The 19,796-nt window shown below is 67.4% G+C and carries 20 protein-coding genes and 1 pseudogene; 10 read left to right on the forward strand and 11 right to left on the reverse strand.

What is annotated here, in order from left to right:
* Positions 1–4: 4 nt before the first annotated feature.
* Positions 5–1,408 (forward strand): efflux transporter outer membrane subunit, encoded by a 1,404-nt coding sequence (locus AC1Q9M_RS13085; protein WP_492434175.1) that lies wholly within the window; start codon positions 5–7, stop codon positions 1,406–1,408.
* A gap of 5 nt (positions 1,409–1,413) precedes the next feature.
* On the opposite strand, the gene AC1Q9M_RS13090 is transcribed toward AC1Q9M_RS13085, so the two are convergent.
* Positions 1,414–1,668, reverse strand: a complete 255-nt coding sequence (locus AC1Q9M_RS13090; RefSeq protein WP_492434177.1) for a hypothetical protein — start codon at positions 1,666–1,668, stop codon at positions 1,414–1,416.
* A 47-nt stretch (positions 1,669–1,715) separates the two neighbouring features.
* On the opposite strand from AC1Q9M_RS13090, the pseudogene AC1Q9M_RS13095 reads away from it, so the two are divergent.
* Positions 1,716–1,802: pseudogene (locus AC1Q9M_RS13095) on the forward strand (EscU/YscU/HrcU family type III secretion system export apparatus switch protein); the annotation flags it as partial.
* A gap of 32 nt (positions 1,803–1,834) precedes the next feature.
* Positions 1,835–2,116, forward strand: coding sequence for an EscU/YscU/HrcU family type III secretion system export apparatus switch protein (locus AC1Q9M_RS13100; RefSeq protein ID WP_492434179.1), 282 nt, complete (start codon positions 1,835–1,837; stop codon positions 2,114–2,116).
* Positions 2,117–2,132: 16 nt separating this feature from the next.
* Here AC1Q9M_RS13100 and AC1Q9M_RS13105 read toward each other — a convergent pair whose 3' ends face one another.
* The 8 genes from AC1Q9M_RS13105 to AC1Q9M_RS13140 form a co-directional block, all read right to left on the reverse strand.
* Positions 2,133–2,546 (reverse strand): DUF2784 domain-containing protein, encoded by a 414-nt coding sequence (locus AC1Q9M_RS13105; protein WP_492434181.1) that lies wholly within the window; start codon positions 2,544–2,546, stop codon positions 2,133–2,135.
* Positions 2,547–2,654: 108 nt separating this feature from the next.
* The gene (locus AC1Q9M_RS13110) at positions 2,655–3,821 is read right to left on the reverse strand and encodes an ABC transporter substrate-binding protein (protein WP_382154448.1); all 1,167 of its coding nucleotides are present in this window, start codon (positions 3,819–3,821) and stop codon (positions 2,655–2,657) included.
* A 44-nt stretch (positions 3,822–3,865) separates the two neighbouring features.
* A complete protein-coding gene (locus AC1Q9M_RS13115) occupies positions 3,866–5,032 on the reverse strand; it encodes an ABC transporter substrate-binding protein (protein ID WP_382321835.1) in 1,167 nt (388 codons plus the stop codon).
* Positions 5,033–5,070: 38 nt separating this feature from the next.
* On the reverse strand, positions 5,071–6,927 hold the full coding sequence (locus AC1Q9M_RS13120) for an AMP-dependent synthetase/ligase (RefSeq protein ID WP_382321832.1): 1,857 nt from the start codon (positions 6,925–6,927) through the stop codon (positions 5,071–5,073).
* Positions 6,928–6,930: 3 nt separating this feature from the next.
* Entirely contained in the window at positions 6,931–7,719 is a 789-nt protein-coding gene (locus AC1Q9M_RS13125) for an ABC transporter ATP-binding protein (RefSeq protein ID WP_297401548.1), read from the reverse strand.
* The gene (locus AC1Q9M_RS13130) at positions 7,716–8,543 is read right to left on the reverse strand and encodes an ABC transporter ATP-binding protein (protein ID WP_382321829.1); all 828 of its coding nucleotides are present in this window, start codon (positions 8,541–8,543) and stop codon (positions 7,716–7,718) included. The genes AC1Q9M_RS13125 and AC1Q9M_RS13130 overlap by 4 nt, the downstream gene beginning before the upstream one ends.
* Complete coding sequence (locus AC1Q9M_RS13135) at positions 8,540–9,616, reverse strand: branched-chain amino acid ABC transporter permease (RefSeq protein WP_444687364.1); 1,077 nt, start codon at positions 9,614–9,616, stop codon at positions 8,540–8,542. Before AC1Q9M_RS13135 ends, AC1Q9M_RS13130 begins: the two co-directional genes overlap by 4 nt.
* 12 nt (positions 9,617–9,628) lie before the next feature.
* Positions 9,629–10,504 carry a branched-chain amino acid ABC transporter permease gene (locus AC1Q9M_RS13140; protein WP_291117951.1) on the reverse strand — a complete coding sequence of 292 codons (876 nt, stop codon included), beginning with the start codon at positions 10,502–10,504 and terminating at the stop codon, positions 9,629–9,631.
* Between the two features lie 299 nt (positions 10,505–10,803).
* Between AC1Q9M_RS13140 and AC1Q9M_RS13145 the strand changes: the two genes are divergently transcribed.
* The 4 genes from AC1Q9M_RS13145 (at position 10,804) to AC1Q9M_RS13160 (ending at position 14,481) form a co-directional block, all read left to right on the forward strand.
* Positions 10,804–12,288, forward strand: coding sequence for an acyclic terpene utilization AtuA family protein (locus AC1Q9M_RS13145; RefSeq protein ID WP_492434185.1), 1,485 nt, complete (start codon positions 10,804–10,806; stop codon positions 12,286–12,288).
* Positions 12,285–12,659, forward strand: a complete 375-nt coding sequence (locus tag AC1Q9M_RS13150) for an AtuA-related protein (RefSeq protein ID WP_382154466.1) — start codon at positions 12,285–12,287, stop codon at positions 12,657–12,659. Before AC1Q9M_RS13145 ends, AC1Q9M_RS13150 begins: the two co-directional genes overlap by 4 nt.
* Positions 12,656–13,447, forward strand: coding sequence for a crotonase/enoyl-CoA hydratase family protein (locus AC1Q9M_RS13155; RefSeq protein WP_444687361.1), 792 nt, complete (start codon positions 12,656–12,658; stop codon positions 13,445–13,447). Before AC1Q9M_RS13150 ends, AC1Q9M_RS13155 begins: the two co-directional genes overlap by 4 nt.
* A 71-nt stretch (positions 13,448–13,518) precedes the next feature.
* On the forward strand, positions 13,519–14,481 hold the full coding sequence (locus AC1Q9M_RS13160) for an alpha/beta hydrolase fold domain-containing protein (protein WP_382328254.1): 963 nt from the start codon (positions 13,519–13,521) through the stop codon (positions 14,479–14,481).
* A gap of 29 nt (positions 14,482–14,510) precedes the next feature.
* Here the strand turns inward: AC1Q9M_RS13160 and AC1Q9M_RS13165 are convergent, their stop codons facing one another.
* On the reverse strand, positions 14,511–15,362 hold the full coding sequence (locus tag AC1Q9M_RS13165) for a helix-turn-helix domain-containing protein (protein WP_444687360.1): 852 nt from the start codon (positions 15,360–15,362) through the stop codon (positions 14,511–14,513).
* Between the two features lie 219 nt (positions 15,363–15,581).
* On the opposite strand from AC1Q9M_RS13165, the gene AC1Q9M_RS13170 reads away from it, so the two are divergent.
* Positions 15,582–17,375: a tannase/feruloyl esterase family alpha/beta hydrolase gene (locus AC1Q9M_RS13170; protein WP_444691547.1), complete on the forward strand. Its 1,794-nt coding sequence runs from the start codon at positions 15,582–15,584 to the stop codon at positions 17,373–17,375.
* A gap of 29 nt (positions 17,376–17,404) precedes the next feature.
* Positions 17,405–18,406 (forward strand): Bug family tripartite tricarboxylate transporter substrate binding protein, encoded by a 1,002-nt coding sequence (locus AC1Q9M_RS13175; RefSeq protein ID WP_492434189.1) that lies wholly within the window; start codon positions 17,405–17,407, stop codon positions 18,404–18,406.
* Positions 18,407–18,416: 10 nt separating this feature from the next.
* Here the strand turns inward: AC1Q9M_RS13175 and AC1Q9M_RS13180 are convergent, their stop codons facing one another.
* Complete coding sequence (locus tag AC1Q9M_RS13180; RefSeq protein WP_382321814.1) at positions 18,417–18,926, reverse strand: pyridoxamine 5'-phosphate oxidase family protein; 510 nt, start codon at positions 18,924–18,926, stop codon at positions 18,417–18,419.
* A 129-nt stretch (positions 18,927–19,055) separates the two neighbouring features.
* Between AC1Q9M_RS13180 and AC1Q9M_RS13185 the strand changes: the two genes are divergently transcribed.
* Positions 19,056–19,796 carry a type 1 glutamine amidotransferase gene (locus tag AC1Q9M_RS13185; protein ID WP_492434192.1) on the forward strand — a complete coding sequence of 247 codons (741 nt, stop codon included), beginning with the start codon at positions 19,056–19,058 and terminating at the stop codon, positions 19,794–19,796.

Below are 19,796 nucleotides of genomic sequence, written 5' to 3' on the forward strand. Positions count from 1 at the left end.
ACCCATGTCTTTTTTCTTGTTTCCATCCCGCTTCGCGCTCGCCGCCCTGCCGTTGCTGCTGGCGGCGTGCGCCACCAGCACCGACTACCGCGCCCCCGAGATCGCGCTGCCCGCCAGCTTTCAGCACGCCGGCACCGAGCCGACGGCTGCCGTGATCCAGCCCGATTGGTGGGCCGTGTACGCCGACGCCGAACTCGACCGGCTGCTGCGCCGCGTGGGCGAGGCCAACGCCGAGCTGGCCCAGGCCGAGGCGCGCTGGCGCCAGGCGCTGGCGCAGGTGGATGCCGCGCGCGCGCTGGCGCTGCCGCAGATCGGCGCGGGCGCTTCCGTGACACGCAGCGGTGGCAACGCGGCCGCTGGCGCCAACGCCGGCACGCGCCAGCTGTACGCGACCGGTCTGGACCTGTCCTGGTCGCCCGACCTCTGGGGTCGAGTCGCGCTTTCGCGGCAGGCCGCCACGGCCAGCGCCGAGGCACAGGCCGCGCTGGTGGACGCCGCGCGCCTGGCGCTGCAGCTGGCGGCCGCGCAAGGCTATGTGCGGCTGCGCGCGCTGGACGCGCAGCTGGCGCTGCAGGCCCAGGCGGACGTGGCCTATGCGCGTTCGCTGCAGGTCACGCAGCTGCAATACGAAGCCGGCCTGGTGGCGCGTGCCGACGTGATCCAGGCCGAGACGCAGCTGCAGTCGCTGCGCACACAGGTGTTCACCCTGCAGCGCCAGCGCGCGCTGGAAGCCAACGCGCTGGCGCTGCTGGCGGGTTCCACGCCCAGCGACTACCCGATGGCCGCGCGCGGCGGAGGGCTGCCGGTGGTGCCCGCGATTCCCGCGGCCTTGCCCGGTGAGTTGCTGCGCCGCCGCCCCGACCTGGCCGCCGCCGAGCGCGCGCTCGCCGCCGCGCACGCGCGCCTGGGCGTGGCGCAGCGCGCCTGGCTGCCCGACCTGACGCTCTCGGCCAGCGGCACCCTGCAGGCCAGCAGCTGGTCCCGCCTGCTGGACGCGCCCGCGCGCGTGTGGTCGCTCGGCCCGCAACTCGCGGCCACGCTGTTCGATGGCGGCACGCGCCGCGCCGATGAAGCCACCTTCCTCGCCGCCTACGACGAGCAGGCCGCGGCCTGGCGCGGTGGGGTGCTCTCGGCTGTGCGCGAAACCGAGGACGCGCTGGTGCAACTGGCCACGCTGGCCGAGCAGGACCGCCAGCAACAGCAGTTGGTGACGCTGGCCAGCGAGAACGAGCGTGTGGTCGGCTACCGCTACGAGGCCGGCGAGATCAGCTTCCTGGAGGTGGCGACCGCGCAGAACCTGGCGCTGTCGGCACGCCGCGCGGCGCTCGACGTGCAGGCCGAACGGCTGGCGGCCAGCATGGCGCTGGTGGCCGCATTGGGCGGCGGCTGGCAGGCGACTGCGCGCTGAGTCGGTCAGATCGGGACGCCGGCCACCATGTGTCGGGCCGCGTCCGAAGCCTTGACGCTGCGCACCAGGGCGTTTTCGATTGCGCGCAATTGCGACTCGAGATCGGTTTCCACCAGGCCCATGGCGCTCCTCAGCACGAAGGTGCCAGGCTTGAGGCGCGAGTCCCGTTCCACCACCAGCGATTGCAGGCCGGGGGTGTCGCGCAGCAGCGCCGGGACGGCCGCGCACAGCGCATCGTGGTGGCTCGGGTGGGGGACCACGCGCGCGCGATGGCGGTGTTTCTGCCGGACCTGGGAAAGCTGGCGCGATGAGCGAGAAGACCGAGAAGCCCACCCCCAAGCGCCTGACCGATGCGCGGAAAAAGGGCGATGTGGCGCACGCCAAATCGTCCAGGGCGGTGGCGGTGGCAAGCGCAAACCCTCGCTGGTGGTCACCAACCCCACGCACCTTGCGGTTGCACTGCTCTACGAGCATGGTGAAACCCCACTGCCCCTGGTGCTGGCCAAGGGCGCGGGTCTGCACGCTCAGGCCATCGTCCGGGATGCGCGCGCAGAGGGCATTCCCATCATCCAGCACATTCCACTGGCCCGTGCGCTGGTCGCGCAGGTGGAGGTGGACGAGCCTGTGCCCGAGCATCTGTTCGAACTGGTCATCGATGTGCTGAAGGCCGTGAAAGAGGTGGCGCCCGCAGAGCGCCCTCGATCCTGAGGTCTGTGGCGGGGTCTTACGTGCGCGGCGTTGGCCTGACCCACCACCAAGCCAGGGTCACGATCATCGTGAAGGCTGTGTACGCCGCCACAAACACCCACCAAGGGGCGTCCCAGTACAGCGGCCTTGAGAGCCAGTGGTCGATGAAACTCTCACGGTAGCTGCTCTGGCCGGCGGCGCGGCGCAGGGCTTGCTCCCACACGGTCAACGGGCACAGCTGGCCCAGCCACGCCTGGGCGGCGATGAAGACCATCAGACCCAGGTGGCCGATCCGCAGGCCCGCATGGCGCACCCAGCGCCAACCGAGGGCGCCGCCCAGGAGCACCAGGGGCAGCAGGCCGACCACGAAGACCACGATGCCCGTGTGCAGCGCCAGCAGCGCGTCGGCCAGCAGGGCGGCGGTGGCGGGGCTGAGGTTCGGGTCCCACATGGTGGCGCCATGGTACGTCGCCGGCCCCACGGCAGGCGAAAAAAAACCGCCAGGGCACGAGGCTCTGGCGGCTGCGCGCATGGCCCGCCGAAGCGGGCGGCGCGGTACTCAATCCTTGGCGGACATGTAGTCGCTGAGCACTTTCCAGCGGCCGTCCGTGATCTGCGACAGGCGCGTGGCGCTGCTGCCCAGGCGCTTGGTGGGGCTGAAGGTCATCTCGGCGCTGCCGAAGATGTCTGGCGGGATCTTCATCGTGTCCATGGCCTTGATGAAGCTGTCGGTGGTCAGGCCGGGGCCGGCCTTGGTGGCGGCGCGGATGAAGGCGTCGATGGAGCCGTAGCCGTACACCGAGAACACCGTGGGTTCTTCGTTGAACTTGGTCTGGTACTTGTTGGCCCAGAAACGCAGGGGCTGCGAGGCCGAGTCCAGGTAGGGGTGTTGCACCGTCATGGCGGCGTAGAAGCCGTTCATCGCAGGACCACCGAGCTTGTGGATGAGGTCGGTGTAGGCCGCACTGGAACCCACGAAGGTGGGGTTGAAGCCCAGGCGTTTCGCGGTGGCGATGCCGCCGATGGTCTCGCGGATGATGGTGCCCATCACCACCAGGTCGCATTGGTCGGCCTGCAGCTTCTGCATCTGCGAGGCGAAGTCGGTGGCGCCCCGCTTGTAGGTGGTCTCCGCCGCGAGCGTCATGCCGGCGGCCTTCAGGCCGTCTTCGGCGCCGCGCTTGACTTCCAGGCCGAACTCGTCGTCCTGGTACATCGCACAGACCTTCTTGGCACCCTTCTCCTTGGCGAGCATGGGCGTGACGATCTTCATCTGGTCGTAGTAGGTGGCGGCGAACGAGTACTTGAGCTTGTGGAAGGGCTCGTACATCTGGCGCGCGGCCGTGATGGGGTAGAAGTTCAGCACGTTCTTCTGGAACTGCACCGGCATCGCCGCCATGTTCTGCGCGGTGCCGATGTGGCCCACCATGGCGAAGATCTTGTCCTGGTTCACGAGCTTCTGCGCGGCCAGCACCGCGTTGCGCGGGTCGTACTTGCTGTCCTCGACGAGCAGCTTGATCTTGCGGCCGTTGATGCCGCCCTGCTCGTTGATCTCGTCCACGCGCAGCAGCATGCCCATGCGCACCTGTTTGCCGAAGCCGGCGATCGGCCCCGAAAGGTCCTGGATCGAGCCGATCACGATTTCGTCCTTGCTCACGCCCTGCGTCTGGGCCAGGGCCGGCCCGGCGGCCAGTGCCAGCACGGCCGCGGCGGTCAGTGTCGTTTTCATCGCTGATGTCTCCTGTAAAGGGTGGTTGACACGGGGATGCGGGATCACTGGTTCACGTAGTCCGACGTCACCTTCCAGCGGCCGTCCTGGATCTGCGACAGGCGCATGGCCATGCTGCCGTAGCGCCGCTGCGGGCTGAAGCGCAGTTCGGGCGAACCGAAGATGTCGGTCGGCACGGTCAGGCTGTCCATGGTCTTGACGAAGCTGTCGGTGGTGAGGTTGGCGCCGGAGCGGCCCGCGGCGCGGGCGAAGATGTCGATGGCGTTGTAGCCGTAGACCGAGAAGACGTTGGGGTCTTCGTTGAACTTGGTCTTGAACTTGTTGGCCCAGAAGCGGATCGGCTGCGAGGCTTCGTCCAGGTAGGGGTGCTGGGTGGTCATGGTGGCGTACAGGCCGTTCATGGCCGGGCCGCCGAGCTTGTGGATGAGGTCGGTGTAGGCCGCCTGCGAGCCGAAGAAGGTGGGGTTGAAGTCGAGCTTGCGCGCGGTGGCGATGGTGCCGATGGTCTCGCGGATGATGGTGCCCAGCACGACGAAGTCGCAATTGGCGGACTTCATGCGAGCCACCTGCGATGAAAAATCGGTGGCGCCGCGCTTGAACGAGGTCTTCTCGACCATCTGCATGTTGACGGCCTTGAGGCCTTCTTCCGCGCCGCGCAGCACCTCCAGGCCGAACTCGTCGTCCTGGTAGATCGCGCAGACCGCCTTGGGCTTTTTCTCCTGCACCATGCGGGGCAGGAAGGTGCGCATCTGCTCGTAGTACGGGCCGATGTTGGCGAACTTGAGCTTGTGGAAGGGCTCGTACATCTCGCGCGCGGCCGTCACGGGCAGGAAGTTCACCACGTTCTTCTGGAACTGCACCGGCATGGCCGCCATGTTCTGCGCCGTGCCCAGGTGGGCGATCATGGCGAAGATCTTGTCCTGGTTGACGAGCTTCTGCGCGGCCAGCACGGCGTTGCGTGGGTCGTACTTGCTGTCCTCGACGAGCAGCTTGATCTTGCGGCCGTTGATGCCACCTTGCTCGTTGATCTCGTCGACACGAAGCACCATGCCCTGCCGCACGGATTTGCCGAAACCCGCCAGCGGGCCGGAGAGGTCCTGGATCGAACCGAGAACGATCTCGTCCTTGCTCACGCCCTGCGTCTGGGCGAAGGCGGCGCCAGCCGACAGGCACAGCGCGAGGGCGATCAGGGTGGGGCGGGCGGTCGTCACGGGCTTGTCTCCTGGGGGTTGAAAGGGGGGCGGCCGCTTCAGCGGTACATGGCTTCGATCTGCTCGGCGTATTTCTGTTGCACCAGCTTGCGCTTGAGCTTCATGGTGGGGGTGAGTTCTTCGTCTTCGGCGCTGAGCTGGGTGTCGAGCAGGAAGAATTTCTTGATCTGTTCGACGCGGGCGAACTTCTTGTTCACACGGTCAATCTCGGCCTGGATGAGCGATTGCACCTCGGGCGCGCGGGTGAGGCTGGCGTAGTTGGAAAACGGCACGTCGTTGTCCTGCGCATACTTCTCCACGTTCTCCTGGTCGATCATGATGATGACGGTGAGGTAGGGGCGCTTGTCACCGATCACCACGGCGTCGGTCACATACGGCGAGAACTTCAGCTCGTTCTCCAGTTCGCTGGGGGTGATGTTCTTGCCGCCTGCGGTGATGATGATGTCTTTCATGCGGTCGGTGATGCGGAAAAACCCTTCCTCATCGACCTGCCCCACGTCGCCCGTGTGCAGCCAGCCGTCGGCGTCGATGGTCTCGGCGGTTTTCTCGGGCAGGTTCAGGTAACCCATGAACACGTTGGGCCCGCGCACCAGGATCTCGCCGGTCTGTGGATCGAGCTTCACCTCGTTGTAGGTGGCGGCCGGCCCGATGCTGCCGGGTTTGATGCGATCGGCCGGAATGCCGGTGGACGCGCCGCAGGTTTCCGTCATGCCCCAGACCTCGAGCATGGGCACGCCCAGGGCCAGGTACCAGCGCACCAGATCGGGCGAGATGGGGGCCGCGCCGGTGACCAGGAAGCGCGCGCGGTGGATGCCGATGAGCTTGCGCACGTTGTCCAGCACGAGCACGCGCGCCAGGCGGAACTGCAGCCGCAGGCCGCCGGGCACCGGCTGCCCGGCCATCACCCGGTCGGCCACCTTCTGCCCCACGCCAATGGCCCAGGCGTAGGCGGCCTGCTGCAGCTGGCTGGCTTCCTTGAGCGTGATCATCACGCCCGAATAGAACTTCTCCCAGACGCGCGGCACGGCGGTGAACACGGTGGGGGCGATCTCGCGCACGTTCTCCGGCACGGTCTCGGGGTTCTCCACGAAATTGAGCCTGGCACCGGTGTAGAGCGAAAAATACTCGCCGCCCATGCGCTCGGCGATGTGGCACAGCGGCAGAAAGCACATGCACTCGTCGTGGTCGTCGCGCGCGATCAGCGTGTTGTAGCCGCGCACGGTGTAGACCAGGCCCTGGTGGCTGTGCATGGCGCCCTTGGGGCGGCCGGTGGTGCCGGAGGTGTAGACCAGGATGGCCAGGTCTTCGGGCTTCACCGCGGCCACGCGCGCTTCGACCAGGCCGGGGTGCTGCGCCAGGTGCGCGCGGCCCATGTCGCGCAGCGCGGCCAGGCTGATCACCTGCGGGTCGTTCAGGTCGCGCAGGCCGTCCATGTCGGCGACCACGATCTTCTTCAGGCGCGGCAACTGGGCGCGCACCTCCAGCGCCTTGTCAAGCTGTTCGTCGTCTTCCACGAACAGCACGGTGGTGGCCGAGTCGTCGCAGAGGTACTGCACCTGTTCGGCCGCGTCGGTCGGGTAGATGCCGTTGGCCACGCCGCCCGCGCTGAGCACGGCCAGGTCGCACAGCACCCATTCGACGGTGGTGTTGGAGAGGATGGACGCGGTCTCGCGCGCCTCGAAGCCCAGCGCCATCAGGCCGTGGGCGATCTCGCGCACGGCGGTGCCGGTCTGGTCCCAGGTCCAGCTGCGCCAGATGCCGAAGTCTTTCTGCCGCATCCAGATCGCCGGGCCGCGCGCCTTCACGCCGTTCCAGAAGAGGGCGGGAATGGTGTCGCCGGGCAGCACCACCTCGGTTCGCGGCTGGATGTGTGAGAGATCCCAGAGGTAACTCATGCCTTATCTCCAGTTCTTCTTCTTTTTCCAGCGCCGCTCACCCCGCGCCCCGGTTTCCTTCATGCCGAGGTAGAACTCCTTGATGTCGTCCTTCTCGCGCAGGTGGGCGCAGGTGTCTTCCATCACGATGCGGCCGTTCTCCAGCACGTAGCCGTAGTCGGACGCATTGAGCGCCATGTTGGCGTTCTGCTCGACCAGCAGGATGGTGGTGCCGCGCTCGCGGTTGATGCGCACCACGATCTCGAAGATCTCCTTGGTGAGCTTGGGCGAGAGGCCCAGGCTGGGCTCGTCGAGCAAGATGAGGTCGGGGTCGGCCATCAGCGCACGGCTGATGGCCAGCATCTGCTGCTGGCCGCCCGAGAGCAGGCCGGCGTCCTGCAACGCGCGTTCGCGCAGGATGGGGAAGTAGTTGAACACCACCTCCATGTCGCGCGCCACGCCGTCGCGGTCCTTGCGGGTGTAGGCGCCCATCAGCAGGTTGTCGCGCACCGAGAGCAGGGGGAAAACCTCGCGCCCCTCGGGCACGTGGGACAGGCCTTGCTGCACGATCAGCGCCGGGTCCTGCGCGGTGATGTTCTCGCCCTTGAATTCGATCGATCCCTTGCGGGGGTCGATGATGCCGCTGATGGTCTTGAGGATGGTGGTCTTGCCCGCGCCGTTGGAACCCAGCACGGTGGCGATCTCGCTGCGGCGCACCTGCAGGCTCACGCCGCGGATCGCCTTGATCGGGCCGTAGGCGCTCTCGACGTTGAGCAGCTTCAGCACGGGGGCGTCAGACGTTGCAACGCTCATGCCGTCACCTTGTGGTTTTCGCGGCGCAGGCTGGAGACGTCGTCCATCGAACCCAGGTAGGCCTCGATCACGCCGGGGTCACTCTGCACCTCGGCGGGTGTGCCCGAGGCCAGCTCGGTGCCCATGCTCATGGCCAGCACGCGGTCCGACACCTTGGAGACCAGGCTCATGTCGTGCTCGACCATCAGCACGGTGATGCCCAGCTCTTCCTTGATGTCGGTGATCCAGAACGCCATGTCCTCGGTCTCCTCCACGTTCAGGCCGGACGACGGCTCGTCGAGCAGCAGCAGTTGGGGTTCGGTGCACAGCGCGCGCGCGAGTTCGACCACCTTGCGCACGCCGTAGGGCAGGCCGGCCACCATGGACTCGCGATGGTGCTGCAGGTCGAGCAGGTCGATCACGCGCTCCACCTTCTCGCGCGCCTCGATCTCGGCCGCGCGCGTCTTGCCGGTGAAGAAGATCTCGCTCCACAGCCCCGTCTTGCGGTGCGTGTGGCGCCCGATCAGCAGGTTCTGCAGCACCGTGGCGTGCTCGAACAGCTCGATGTTCTGGAAGGTGCGCGCGATGCCCAGCTTGGCGATCTGGTGCGGCGCCTGGTCGGTCAGGCGCAACTCGCCATTGGGGCCGGCGTAGTCGATGGTGCCGGTGGTGGGCGTGTAGATGCGGCTGATCAGGTTGAACACCGTGGTCTTGCCCGCGCCGTTGGGGCCGATGAGCGTGAAGACTTCGCCGCGCTTCACGTCGAAGCTCACGTTGTTGACCGCCAGCACGCCGCCGAAGCGCACGCTCAGGTTCCTGGCCGAAAGAAGCACGTTTGGGTTCATTTCAGGCGATCCGATTTCTGGAACGTTTTCTGCCGCTTGAACAGGCCCTTGCGATAGAACGGGAAGAGCTGGAACCAGGTGCGCACCTTGAGCCAGCGGCCGTACAGGCCCATGGGCTCGAACAGCACGAAGGCAATCAGCACGATGCCGTACACCGCGCCCTGCAGGCCGGCGGCCTGGCCGATGGCCTCGGGCAGGTAATCCTTGCCCAGCGCGATGAGCTGGGGCATGACGATCAGGAAAATCGCGCCGAGGAAGGCGCCGTGGATCGAGCCCAGCCCGCCGATCACGACCATCAGCAGCAGGTCGATCGACTGGATGATGCTGAACTGCTCGGGCGAGAGGAACTGGATCTTGTGCGCGTACAGCGCGCCGCCGATGCCCGCGAGCGCGGCCGAGAGCGCGAAGCTCAGCGTCTTGTAGCGCGCGAGCTGGATGCCCATGCTCTGCGCCGAGATCTCCGAGTCGCGGATGGCGACGAAGGCGCGGCCGGTGGACGAGCGCATGAGGTTGACGATGCCCAGCGTGGCCAGCACGGTCACGACCAGACACAGGAAGTAGAACTCCTCGGTGGAATCCAGCGACCAGCCGAAGAGGGCGGGGTACTGCACCATCAGGCCGGCGTTGCCACCGGTCACGTGCTCCCAGCGCGCGATCACCTCCTCGACGATGAAGCCGAAAGCCAGCGTCGCCATGCCGAGGTAGATGCCCTTGACGCGCAGCGCCGGCAGACCCACCACCATGCCCACGGCCGCCGAGAGCAGGCCCGCGCAGGCCAGTGCCAGCGGAAAGGGAATGCCCGCGTTCACCATGATGGCCTGTGTGTACGCGCCCACGCCGAGAAAGGCCGCATGGCCCAGCGAGAACAGCCCGGTGAAACCCGCCAGCAGCATCAGGCCGAGGCCGACGACGGCGTAGATCAGCACGAAGGTGAGCTGCGCGAGCCAGTACTCCGGGATCGCCCAGGGCGCCACCACCAGGAACAGGCCCAGCAGGCTGTACCAGAAGGTGTGGCCACCGTGCTTGGCGAGCCGGATGTCCTGGTTGTAGTCGGTCTTGAAGAGGAATCGCATGTTCGTGGTGCCTCAGACTTTCTTGCGCAGCTTCTCGCCGAAGAGGCCGTTGGGTTTGAGCACCAGCATGAGCAGCACCACGATGTAGGGCGCCACGTCCTTGAACCCTTCGGGCAGGTAGAAGCCCGAGAACGCCTCGACGATGCCGATGATCAGGCCCCCCACGATGGCGCCGGGCAGGCTGCCGAAGCCGCCCACCACGGCGGCGGGGAAGGCCTTGAGGCCGATGAAGCCCATGTTGGCGTGCACGAAGGTGATGGGCGCGAGCAGCAGGCCGGCGACGGCGGCCACGGCCGCGGCCAGGCCCCACACCAGGCCGTTGAGCCGCTTGACCGGAATGCCCATGTAGTAGGCCGCGAGCTGGTTCTGCGACGAGGCCTGCATGGCGATGCCCAGCTTGCTGTAGCGGAACATGGCGAACAGCCCGGCGCAGAGCACGGCGGTGGAGCCGATCACCACGATCTGCTCGGCCGAGACCACCAGCGCGCCCAGGCGAAGCACCTCGTTGGCGTAGGGCACCGGCAGCGTGTGCGTGTCGGTGCCGATGTTGGGCAGCATGGTGATGAGCCCGCGCAGCGTGTAGCCCACGCCGATGGTGAGCATCACGATGGAGAAGGCCGGCTGCCCCAGAATGGGGCGGATCACCACGCGCTCGAGCACCACGCCGAACAGGCCCATGCCCACGATGGCGGCGGGCACCGACAGCCAGAACGGGAAACCCAGCATGGTCATCGCCGCCAGGCCGCCGAAGGCGCCCACCATCATCAGATCGCCCTGGGCAAAGCTCACCGTTTCGGTGGCCTTGTAGATCAGCACGAAACCCAGCGCGATCAGCCCATAGATGCAGCCCTGGGCCACACCGCTGATGAGCAGTTGCAGCAATTGCACGCGATGTCTCCTGTATGGTTCTGTCGACGCGGTGGCGGCGGGGTGGCGCTGCAATCTTTGTGGCAGTCTGCCCAGCAGGTGAGCGCAATTTATAGCTGTCTTGCATGAGACTGGCGCTAGGGGTTGTCCCCCATCCTGAGTCGCTCAGGTGCCATGAAGATGGTTGCACCCCCGCCGCGCTTTGCGCGACCCCCTCGAGGGGGCGACACCAGAGGCCCGGCAAAGCCGGTTCCTCGGTGTCTCTGATCGAGGTGGCTTCACACGGTGCGTGCTGTGCAATGACGCAATAAATCACTGAAATGAAATCCATACGAATCGGCGCCGGCCTCGGGTTCTACGGCGACAACTGGGAACCCGTGGCCGCGAGCATCGAACGCGGCGGGGTGCAATTCATCGCCAGCGACCACCTGGCCGAACTCACGCTGGCGATCCTGCAGAAAGACCGCCAGCGCGACCCCTCGCTGGGTTACGCGCGCGACGTGGTGCCCCTGCTGATGAAGCTCTGGCCGCTGATGCAAGAGCGAGGCGTGCGCTTCGTGTGCAACGCGGGCGGCCTGAACCCGCAGGGCGCCGCGCAGGCGGTGCTGGCGGCCTTCAAGACCCGCGGCTGGCAGGCCCGCGTGGCCGTGGTGAGCGGCGACGACGTGCTGCCCCGCCTGCTCGACGGCGCCACGCCCGCCAGCGCCTTCGCCCACCTCTTCACCGGCGCGCCGCTGGCCGAGGTGCGCGAGCGCCTGGTGTTCGGCAACGCCTACCTGGGGGCGCAACCCATCGTGGCCGCGCTGGACGCGGGCGCCGACATCGTGATCACCGGGCGCGTGGCCGATGCCGCGCTGTTCCTCGGGCCGCTGGTGCACGGCCTGGGCTGGACGCTGGGCGGTGCGACCCAGGCCCACGACCTCGACCGCCTCGCGCAAGGCCTCACCGTGGGCCACCTGCTCGAGTGTTCGGGGCAGGGCAGCGGCGGCAACTTCGGCAGCCAGGGCGCGTGGCAGGCCATTCCCGATCTGGCGCATATCGGCTACCCGATCGCCGAGGTGTGGGAGGACGGCAGCGCGCTCATCACCAAGGCGCCCGGCACTGGCGGGCGGGTCAACTTCGACACCGTGCGCCAGCAGCTGTTGTACGAGGTGCACAACCCCCACGCCTATTTCTCGCCCGACGTGGTGCTCGACATGGGCGGCATCCGGCTCCAGGACGAGGGCGGGGACCGCGTGCGGCTGACCGGGGCGCGCGGCACCGCGCCCACCGACACGCTCAAGGTGATGGCGGGTTTCCGGGATGGTTACAAAGCCGAGGTCACCTGGGGGTTTTCTTGGCCGGACGCCTGGGACAAGGCGCAGGCCGCGCAGGCCACCATCCGCACACTGCTCAAGGACAAGCGCATCCCGCACGACGAGCTGTATGTGGAGTACCCCGGCCTGAACTCGGCGCACGGCGCGCTCGCGCCCCTGCCCAAGCCCGACGCGCTCAACCAGTCCAACGAGATCTGGACGCGCCTGGTGCTGCGCACGCCCGACAAGGCCGCGGCCGATGGTTTCGGCCGCCTGTTCCCCTGGATGGGACTGAGCGGCCCGGCCTACACCTGCGGCTTCACCGGCCTGCACAACACCAGCGAATTGCTGGGCATCTGGCCCACGCTGATTCCCCGCGCCGAGGTGGAAGCGGGCGCGCGGATGGAGCTGCTGGGGGAAATGAGCCCCCACGCTCCGCCGCTGCGCGGGTCGCAGCCCCCCGAGGGGGCTGTTCCGGCTTGGGGCGGCCCTGCGCCGGACCGCGCATGAGCACGATCCGCATACCCCTGGTGCGAATTGCCCACGCGCGCAGCGGCGACAAGGCCGACTGGGTGGACTTCGGCCTGTTCGCCTGGAACGACGCCGGCTACCGGTTGCTGGCGCGCGAGGTGACGGCCGAGCGCGTGCAGGCCCATTTCGCGCCCTGGCTGCCCGGCGAGGTGGACGCCTGGCCGCTGCCCAACATCCTCGCGCTGAAGTTCGTGCTGCGCGGTGCGCTGCAGGGTGGCGGCGCGCGCAACCTGCGCCTGGACAACCTGGGCAAGGCCATGGCCGGCGCGCTGCTTCGCATGGAGATCGACGTGACACAGGACGAACTGGACGCGGCCTTGAACGCGCCGCGCGTGGGGGTGTGGCCATGAGCGCCGTCACCACCGAAAAGCTGGGCGAGGTGTGGGTGGTCACGCTGGCCCGCCCCGAGGTGCGCAACGCGGTGGACAGCCCCACCGCGCAGGCGCTGCACGCGGCCTTTCTCGCATTCGAAGACGACGCCGAGGCCCGCGTGGCGGTGTTCCACGGCGCGCACGGCCATTTCTGCGCCGGCTGGGACTTGCAGTACGGTGCCCGCCTGGCCGCCTCGGGCGAGACCGGCGGCCTGGACCTGGACTTCGCCGCCGCCGATGCGCGCGCGCTCGGCCCCATGGGCCCGTCGCGGCTGCAGCTCTCCAAGCCGGTGATCGCCGCCGTGAGCGGGGCGGCCGTGGCCGGTGGCATGGAGCTCGCGCTCTGGTGCGACCTGCGCGTGATGGAAGACGACGCCTACTTCGGCGTCTACTGCCGGCGCTTCGGCGTGCCGCTGATCGATGGCGGCACGGTGCGCCTGCCGCGCCTGATCGGCATGGGCCATGCGATGGACCTGATCCTCACCGGTCGCAAGGTGGAGGCGGCAGAGGCGCTGCGCATGGGCCTGGCCAACCGTGTGGTGCCGCCCGGGCAGGCGCGCGAGGCCGCCCTGGAACTGGCGCGGCAGCTCGCGGCGTTCCCGCAGGCCACGATGCGCGCCGACCGCGAGAGCGCCCAGCGCCAGTGGGACCTGCCCCTGGGCGAGGCGCTGCTGCAGGAATGGCAGCGCGGGCGCGAGCGCATTCCCGATGCGCTGGCCGGTGCGCAACGTTTCGCGGCCGGGCAGGGGCGGCACGGCAAGTTCTAGCGCCCGCGCTTGCCGGAAGCGGCGCGGCCGACTACGCTTGGCCGACCTTCCGATCTCCTCCAGGAACCGACATGCTGCGCCGTCTGTTGCTCCAGTCCCCCGTGTTGTGCATGGCGCCGGCCATCGTGCGCGCCCAGTCGCCCCGCGACGAGTTCGACCTGGGGCCCAGCGGCGTGATGTCGATCCAGGAACTGGAGCGGGAGCCGGTGCACGTGACGCTGGACCAGCCCTATGCCCTGACCACCAACCCGCGCCAGCGGCTGGACTTGTACCTGCCCCGAGAGCGGCACCGGGGCCCGCTGCCCGTCATCGTCTATGTGCACGGTGGCGGCTGGATGCACGGCGACAAGGCCGACGGCGCGGCCCGCCTCATGGATTTCGTGCGCGGTGGTTATTACGCCGGGGTGTCCGTGGGCTACCGCCTCAGTGGCGAAGCGCCGTGGCCCGCTCCCCTGCACGACGTGAAGGCTGCCGTGCGCTGGGTGCGCGGCAACGCCGATGGCCTGGGGCTGGACCCGGCGCGCATCGGCGTCTGGGGCCGGGGCGCCGGCGCGCACCTGGCGCTGATGCTCGGCACCACCGCCAACGTGCCGCGCCTGGAAGGCACGCTGGGTGAACACCGCCAGCACAGCAGCCAGGTCAGGGCCGTGGCCAACTTCTTCGGGCCGACCGACCTGTCCGTGTTGGGGCGCGGCGCGGACACGCCCGAAGGCCGCCTGCTCGGGGGCGCGGTCCGCGACAGGCTGGGGCTGGCGCGCGAGGCCTCACCGGCGGCGCACGCCAGCACCGCCACGCCCCCCGTGCTCACGGTGCACGGCACGCTGGACCGCGTCGTGCCCTTCAGCCAGGCCGCACGCCTGGACGACGCCCTGCACAAGGCGGGCACCAAGAGCTACCTGGTCACCATCGATGGTGGCGCGCACGGTGACTTCGGCAGCTCGGCCGACGACCGCCTGGGCGCGCTGTTCGACCGGGAACTGCTCGGCATGGACCGCGAGGTGTCGGTGGCGCCGGTGATCTGGGCTCAGCGTTAGGGGGTGTCTCAGTCGCCATGCCGGCGCTCCTACGACGACTTCTTGCCGGTCAGTTGCTTCTGCAGCTCACCCGGTGTGGTCCCGATGAGGTCGCGAAATGTCCGGGTCATGTGGCTCTGACTGGCGAAGCCCACATCCAATGCAATGTCGGCCAAGGAGCCGCCCGGCAAACCAAGCAGCTGCACGGCCCGATCCATGCGCTTTTGGACCACATACCGATGCGGCGACGTCCCTGTCGTGTTGCGAAACAGGCGGACAAAATGCGGTTTGCTGAGCCCCACGGCCTCGGACAAGGCACGGAGTGAAAGATCGCTGCCCAGATCGCGGTCGATCAGGTCGTTCACCCGCGCCATTTGCGCCGTGCTCAGGCGGCCCCGCTCCTTGAGGGCCGATCGGATGCCACGGGTCCTGCCGAGGTGGGCGGCGATACCGATCGAGAGCGATTCGGCGAACAGCGTCCCGTTCGGACATCCTGCCGATATCTCGCGCACCATGCTGCGCAACACGGGTGGCAGCACCGGATCCTCAAAGTGGGAGCCTGGGCGCAACACGGCACTGATCAGATCGTCGTCGAAAAGCCTGCGGCAAAGCGGGCCTCCCCAATCGAGCTCCAGAAGGATCCGGCGAGCCTGGTGGGCGCCGGCCTGGGCCACCTTGACTTCCATGTAGGGGCTGAAGAGCCCGATCGAACCCGCGCGCAGGTCGAATTCCTCGTGCCGGCCATTCACGCTCAAGCGGGTTGTCATCGTGCCCGTGTCCACCAGTGACAGGCCCATCGTTGCAGGCGTGAAACGGTGACTCCAGGCCCCTTCAGGCGTGCCGACGCAGGCCAGTGGCAGTCCCCGCCAGCGGGCAAGCTGCTCAGGGGTGAGCAGGTTCAATGGGCTGGGTGGAGGTGGCATTTGGGGCGATCGTAGCCGCACCAAGCCGCATCCGATGAGCCGTTTGTGCAATCGAGCGCCGAACGGAAAAGACACGAAAAGCGGCGGCAAGTCAAATCCTGCGATCGCGATGGCCACGTTTCTCGTGTGTGCCGCGATAGCCGTGCAGTGCGTCATCTGGCGACGCTGCGGACAACAAAGACCGACTGGAGACAACCCATGCAAACAGTGTGGCAACGCGTGGCCTGCTTGGCTGTGGCCGCAATCGCATCGATATTGATGCCCGCCTGCGGCGGCGGAGGTGAAAGCGGAGGCAGCGATTCCGCTGTGGCGCCGCTCAGCTGCGACGATTCCATGAAGACCGCCTTCAAGCCAGACGCTCAAACGACGGTCGCACTGGTGAAGGCCTTCAAGAAAGGAGATCAGATTCTCCTTTCCGGGACCGCGACCGCAACGACCCCATCGGCGGCCAACGACATCTGCCTGGTCAAGCTCCTGATCGGGCCGGGCCACGCCGGTCCTGCGGGCGCGCCTTCCACGACCCCAGGCATTGGCGTCGAACTGTGGCTCCCGACAACAGCCAACTGGAACAAGCGGCTGCACGTGTTGGGCGGCGCGGGCATGGCCGGCGGGCCTCAAGCGACACTCACCAGCGTGGCGAACGCGCCCACCGCCGCGCCCTGGGTGGTGGCCGGTGTGGAAGGCGCGGTGGCCGCCACGACCGACACAGGTCACCCGGCAGGCAACTCCAGCTTCCTGATGAAGCCGGACGGAACCATCAACACCGTGGGGTGGAGCGAGTTTTCCGAGCGCGGCATTCACGAAATGACGGTCAAGGCCAAGGCGCTGGCGCAGGCCTACTACGGCACCGCGGCCAGGTACACCTATTGGCACGGCGGCTCCACCGGTGGCCGCCAAGGTCTCAAGCAGGCACAGCTGTATCCCGACGATTTCAACGGCATCATTGCCTCGGCGCCGGCGATCAACTGGACCAAGTTCACGGCCACCCAGCTCTGGGCGCAGATCGTGATTCAGCGCGAATTGGGCGGCGTGCCCTTCACAACGGGTCAGTGGAACAACGTATCGATGGCCGCCATCAGCGCGTGCGACGTCGTGGGCGGCATGCACCTGGGTTACCTTCTCGACCCCTCGACGTGCACCTACGATCCGACGACGGACGCCGCTGTTCTGTGCACCGCGTCGGGTGGAACGAACGCCACCGCGAACTGTCTGACATCGGCGCAGGCCCACGCCGCCAACAAGATCTGGTATGGCCCGACCACCGATGGATCGACGCCATCGCCTTCGATCGACAACGGCCTGCGCACGACCCTGTCACCCAAGCAGATCTGGTTCGGTTGGCCACGCGGCGGGAGCATCGGTGCCACGTCCGTGGCCACCGGCGGGATTCAGTACGACATGGTCGCGCTGTTCCTGCAGGACCCAACGATCGCCGGATCGACCTTCCTCAACGCCAAGGCCAATGGGGCCAATGGCTGGAAGAACCTGAGCTACGCGCAACTCGCCGATGCCATCGCCCAGGGCTACGCCATGGAGGCCGCGTCGTTCGCCCACATCAGCACCGACAACCCGGACCTCAGCAAATTCCGTGACCGGGGCGGCAAGCTGATCACGGTCGTGGGAACGTCGGACAGCACGATCCCGCATGCCGGCGTCCTCAACTACTACACGCGCGTGGCGGCGCAGATGGGCGGCATTCCGGCGATCCAGAGCTTCTACAAGCTGTACACGATCCCTGGCATGGGCCACTTCCCGGCCAACGGGACGGAAAACCTGGCGGCCAATCCGCCGCTGTATCCGGAAGACGCGAACTACCGCGCGCTCACCAACTGGGTCGAGAACGGCATCGCGCCGGCCGACAGGATCGATATCCGCAGCTCCGCCACGGCCGCGAATCCGACCGTGGTCACCGGCCCGATGTGCGCCTATCCCAAGATGCCCGTGTACACCAGCGGGGACATCCGGGCAGCCGCGAGCTACACCTGTTCCTGATCCGTTCCCAACCAGACGAAAGCCTCGCCATGTTGTCTCACCCCATCCATTTGTCGCGCCGCACGGTGTTGTCAGGGGCCATGCTCGCTTGGGCGGCCCACCCGCTTGGGGCTTTCGCCCAGGAGGTCCCGTTCCCGACCAAACCCATGCGGATCATCACCCCATTCCCCGTCGGTGGCGGGCCGGACGGCGTTGCGCGGCTGGTCGCTGACAAGCTGTCGAAAAAGTGGGCGCAACCTGTGATGGTGGAGAACCGCCCGGGCGGCAACGGCTTTATCGCGATCGACGCGTGGAAGCGCGGGGCGAAGGACGGGCACGACCTGATCCAGCTCGACAACGTTCACCTGGCCGCGTATCCATCGCTGTTCAAGAAGTTGCCCTATGACCCGGTCGTCGATTTCGATCCCGTGCTGCCGTTGTTTCGCACCTACTTCTTCATCACCGTTGCCGCCACCAGTCCGTACAAGACGGTGGCCGACCTCATCGCCGATGCCAGGCGCAACCCGGGAAAACTGAACTTCGGGTCGTGGTCCATCGGCAACCCCGTGCACCTCGGTTCCGAGTTGTTCAGCTCGATGACGGGGACGAAATTCGAGCACATCGTTTTTAAGGAAACGACCCAGCTCTACACCAGTGTGGCCAACGGCGATCTTGCGTTTGCACTGGGATCCAGCGCCACGGCCGGACCGCTCCAGCGCGCGGGGAAATTGCGGTTCCTCGCGGTGGCGGCACCCAAACGCACGGCGGGCTACGACAGCGTGCCGACCGTGGCCGAGTCGGGTGGGCCGGCGGGATTCGAAGCCTCGGGCTGGAACGCGCTCGCCACACCGCGGGGGCTGGCGCCCGCCGTGACGGCCAAGATCAAGCACGATGTCGAGGCGGCTTTGGCCGAGCCGGATGTCCGTGACAAGTTCGCCAGCTTCGGCTATGAACCGTTCACGCCCACGCGCGAACAGTTCGCGCAATTCATCCAGGCGGAGTCCCAACGTCTCGGCGAGGTGATTCGCCGCGTCAATATCGCGCTTGACTAGCAGGCAGCACTCAGCGAACCTGCACTTCGACGGATTCGCCGAGTTTGGGCACACCACCTGTGATCACGGCCTTCGTCATGGCCAGCAGCTGCACCAGCTTGTTTTCCTTGACGTCCCAGTAGTGGGCGTGGGTGACGTTGACCACCACCAGCGCGAGATCGGGATCGTCCGGACCGCCGGGAAACCAGGCTTCGGCGGCCTTGTTCCACAGGGCCCGGGCCTTGTCGGGGTCGTTGACCACGCGCGCCGTGCCGGAGACGGAAACATAGGTGTCCTTGTCGGGATCGGCGTAACTCAGGTTGACGGTGGGTTCGGCCATCAGATCGGCCACGGGCCCTCCGTGGCGCGACATGAAAAACCAGAGGCTGCCGCCCTCCAGCCGGTTGTTCTGGGTGGTCATGGGCCGGGCATGCAGGTGGCCGGCGTGCGCCGCCTGATGGCTGCGCGTGGTGAACATCGCAAAGCGAATGTCCTTGATCATGTCCCACAGGTTGTCGAGGGAGGTGTCTTGGTCGCTCATTGTTTTTCCTTTGAATGGTTGAGTTGAACTGGTTGCGCGGCAAACGGCGTGCCCAAACCTTTCGTGTATGGGGTGCAGGCTCGGCTGTCCCGTGGTACGGTTTGCGGCAAGACTTGCTTCAGGATGGTTATGCCCGCCACCACCGCTTCCACCGCCGACGTCCTGGTCCTTCAGCACCTGTTCGAGGACGGCCCGGGTTTCCTCGGCGAATGGCTCGATGCCCAGGGGCTGCCCTGGCACTTGCGCTGTGCCGAGGCGGGTGAGCTCTACCCCGCGTCCGTTCGGGGCTATCGCGGCTTGGCCGTGCTGGGCGGCGCGTGGAGCGCGAACGATGAGCGCCCCACGTTGCGCCAGGCCGAGGCGCTGATCCGCGAGGCCGATGCGCTGGGCATTCCCGTCATCGGGCACTGCCTGGGTGGCCAGCTGATGGCGCGGGCCTTGGGCGGCCAGGTGGAGCGGCTGCCCCAGCCCGAGATCGGCTGGTGGCCCATCGAGCACCACGGTGGCGCTGCCGCGCGCGACTGGTTCGGCGAAGAGCGCACGCCCACCGTGTACCAGTGGCACCAGGATGGTTTCGTGGCGCTGCCGCCGGGCGCGGAGCCGCTGGCATCGTCGGCGGCCTGCGCGCACCAGGCCTTTGCGCTCGGCCCGCACCTGGCCATGCAGTTCCACATCGAGATCACGCCGGACAAGATCGACGACTGGCTCGAAAGCCCGGGCGAGGCCTACGCGGTGAATGTGCTGCTGCACCGCGACAGCGTGCAGGACCCGGCGGGCATGCACGCCGCCACGAAACGGCACCTGGCGGGCAGCCAGGCGCTGGCCGCGCGCATCTACCGCACCTGGCGGTCGCGCTGGCCTTCGCCCTGA

Source organism: Hydrogenophaga sp. GW823-FHT04C09, from assembly GCF_058796355.1.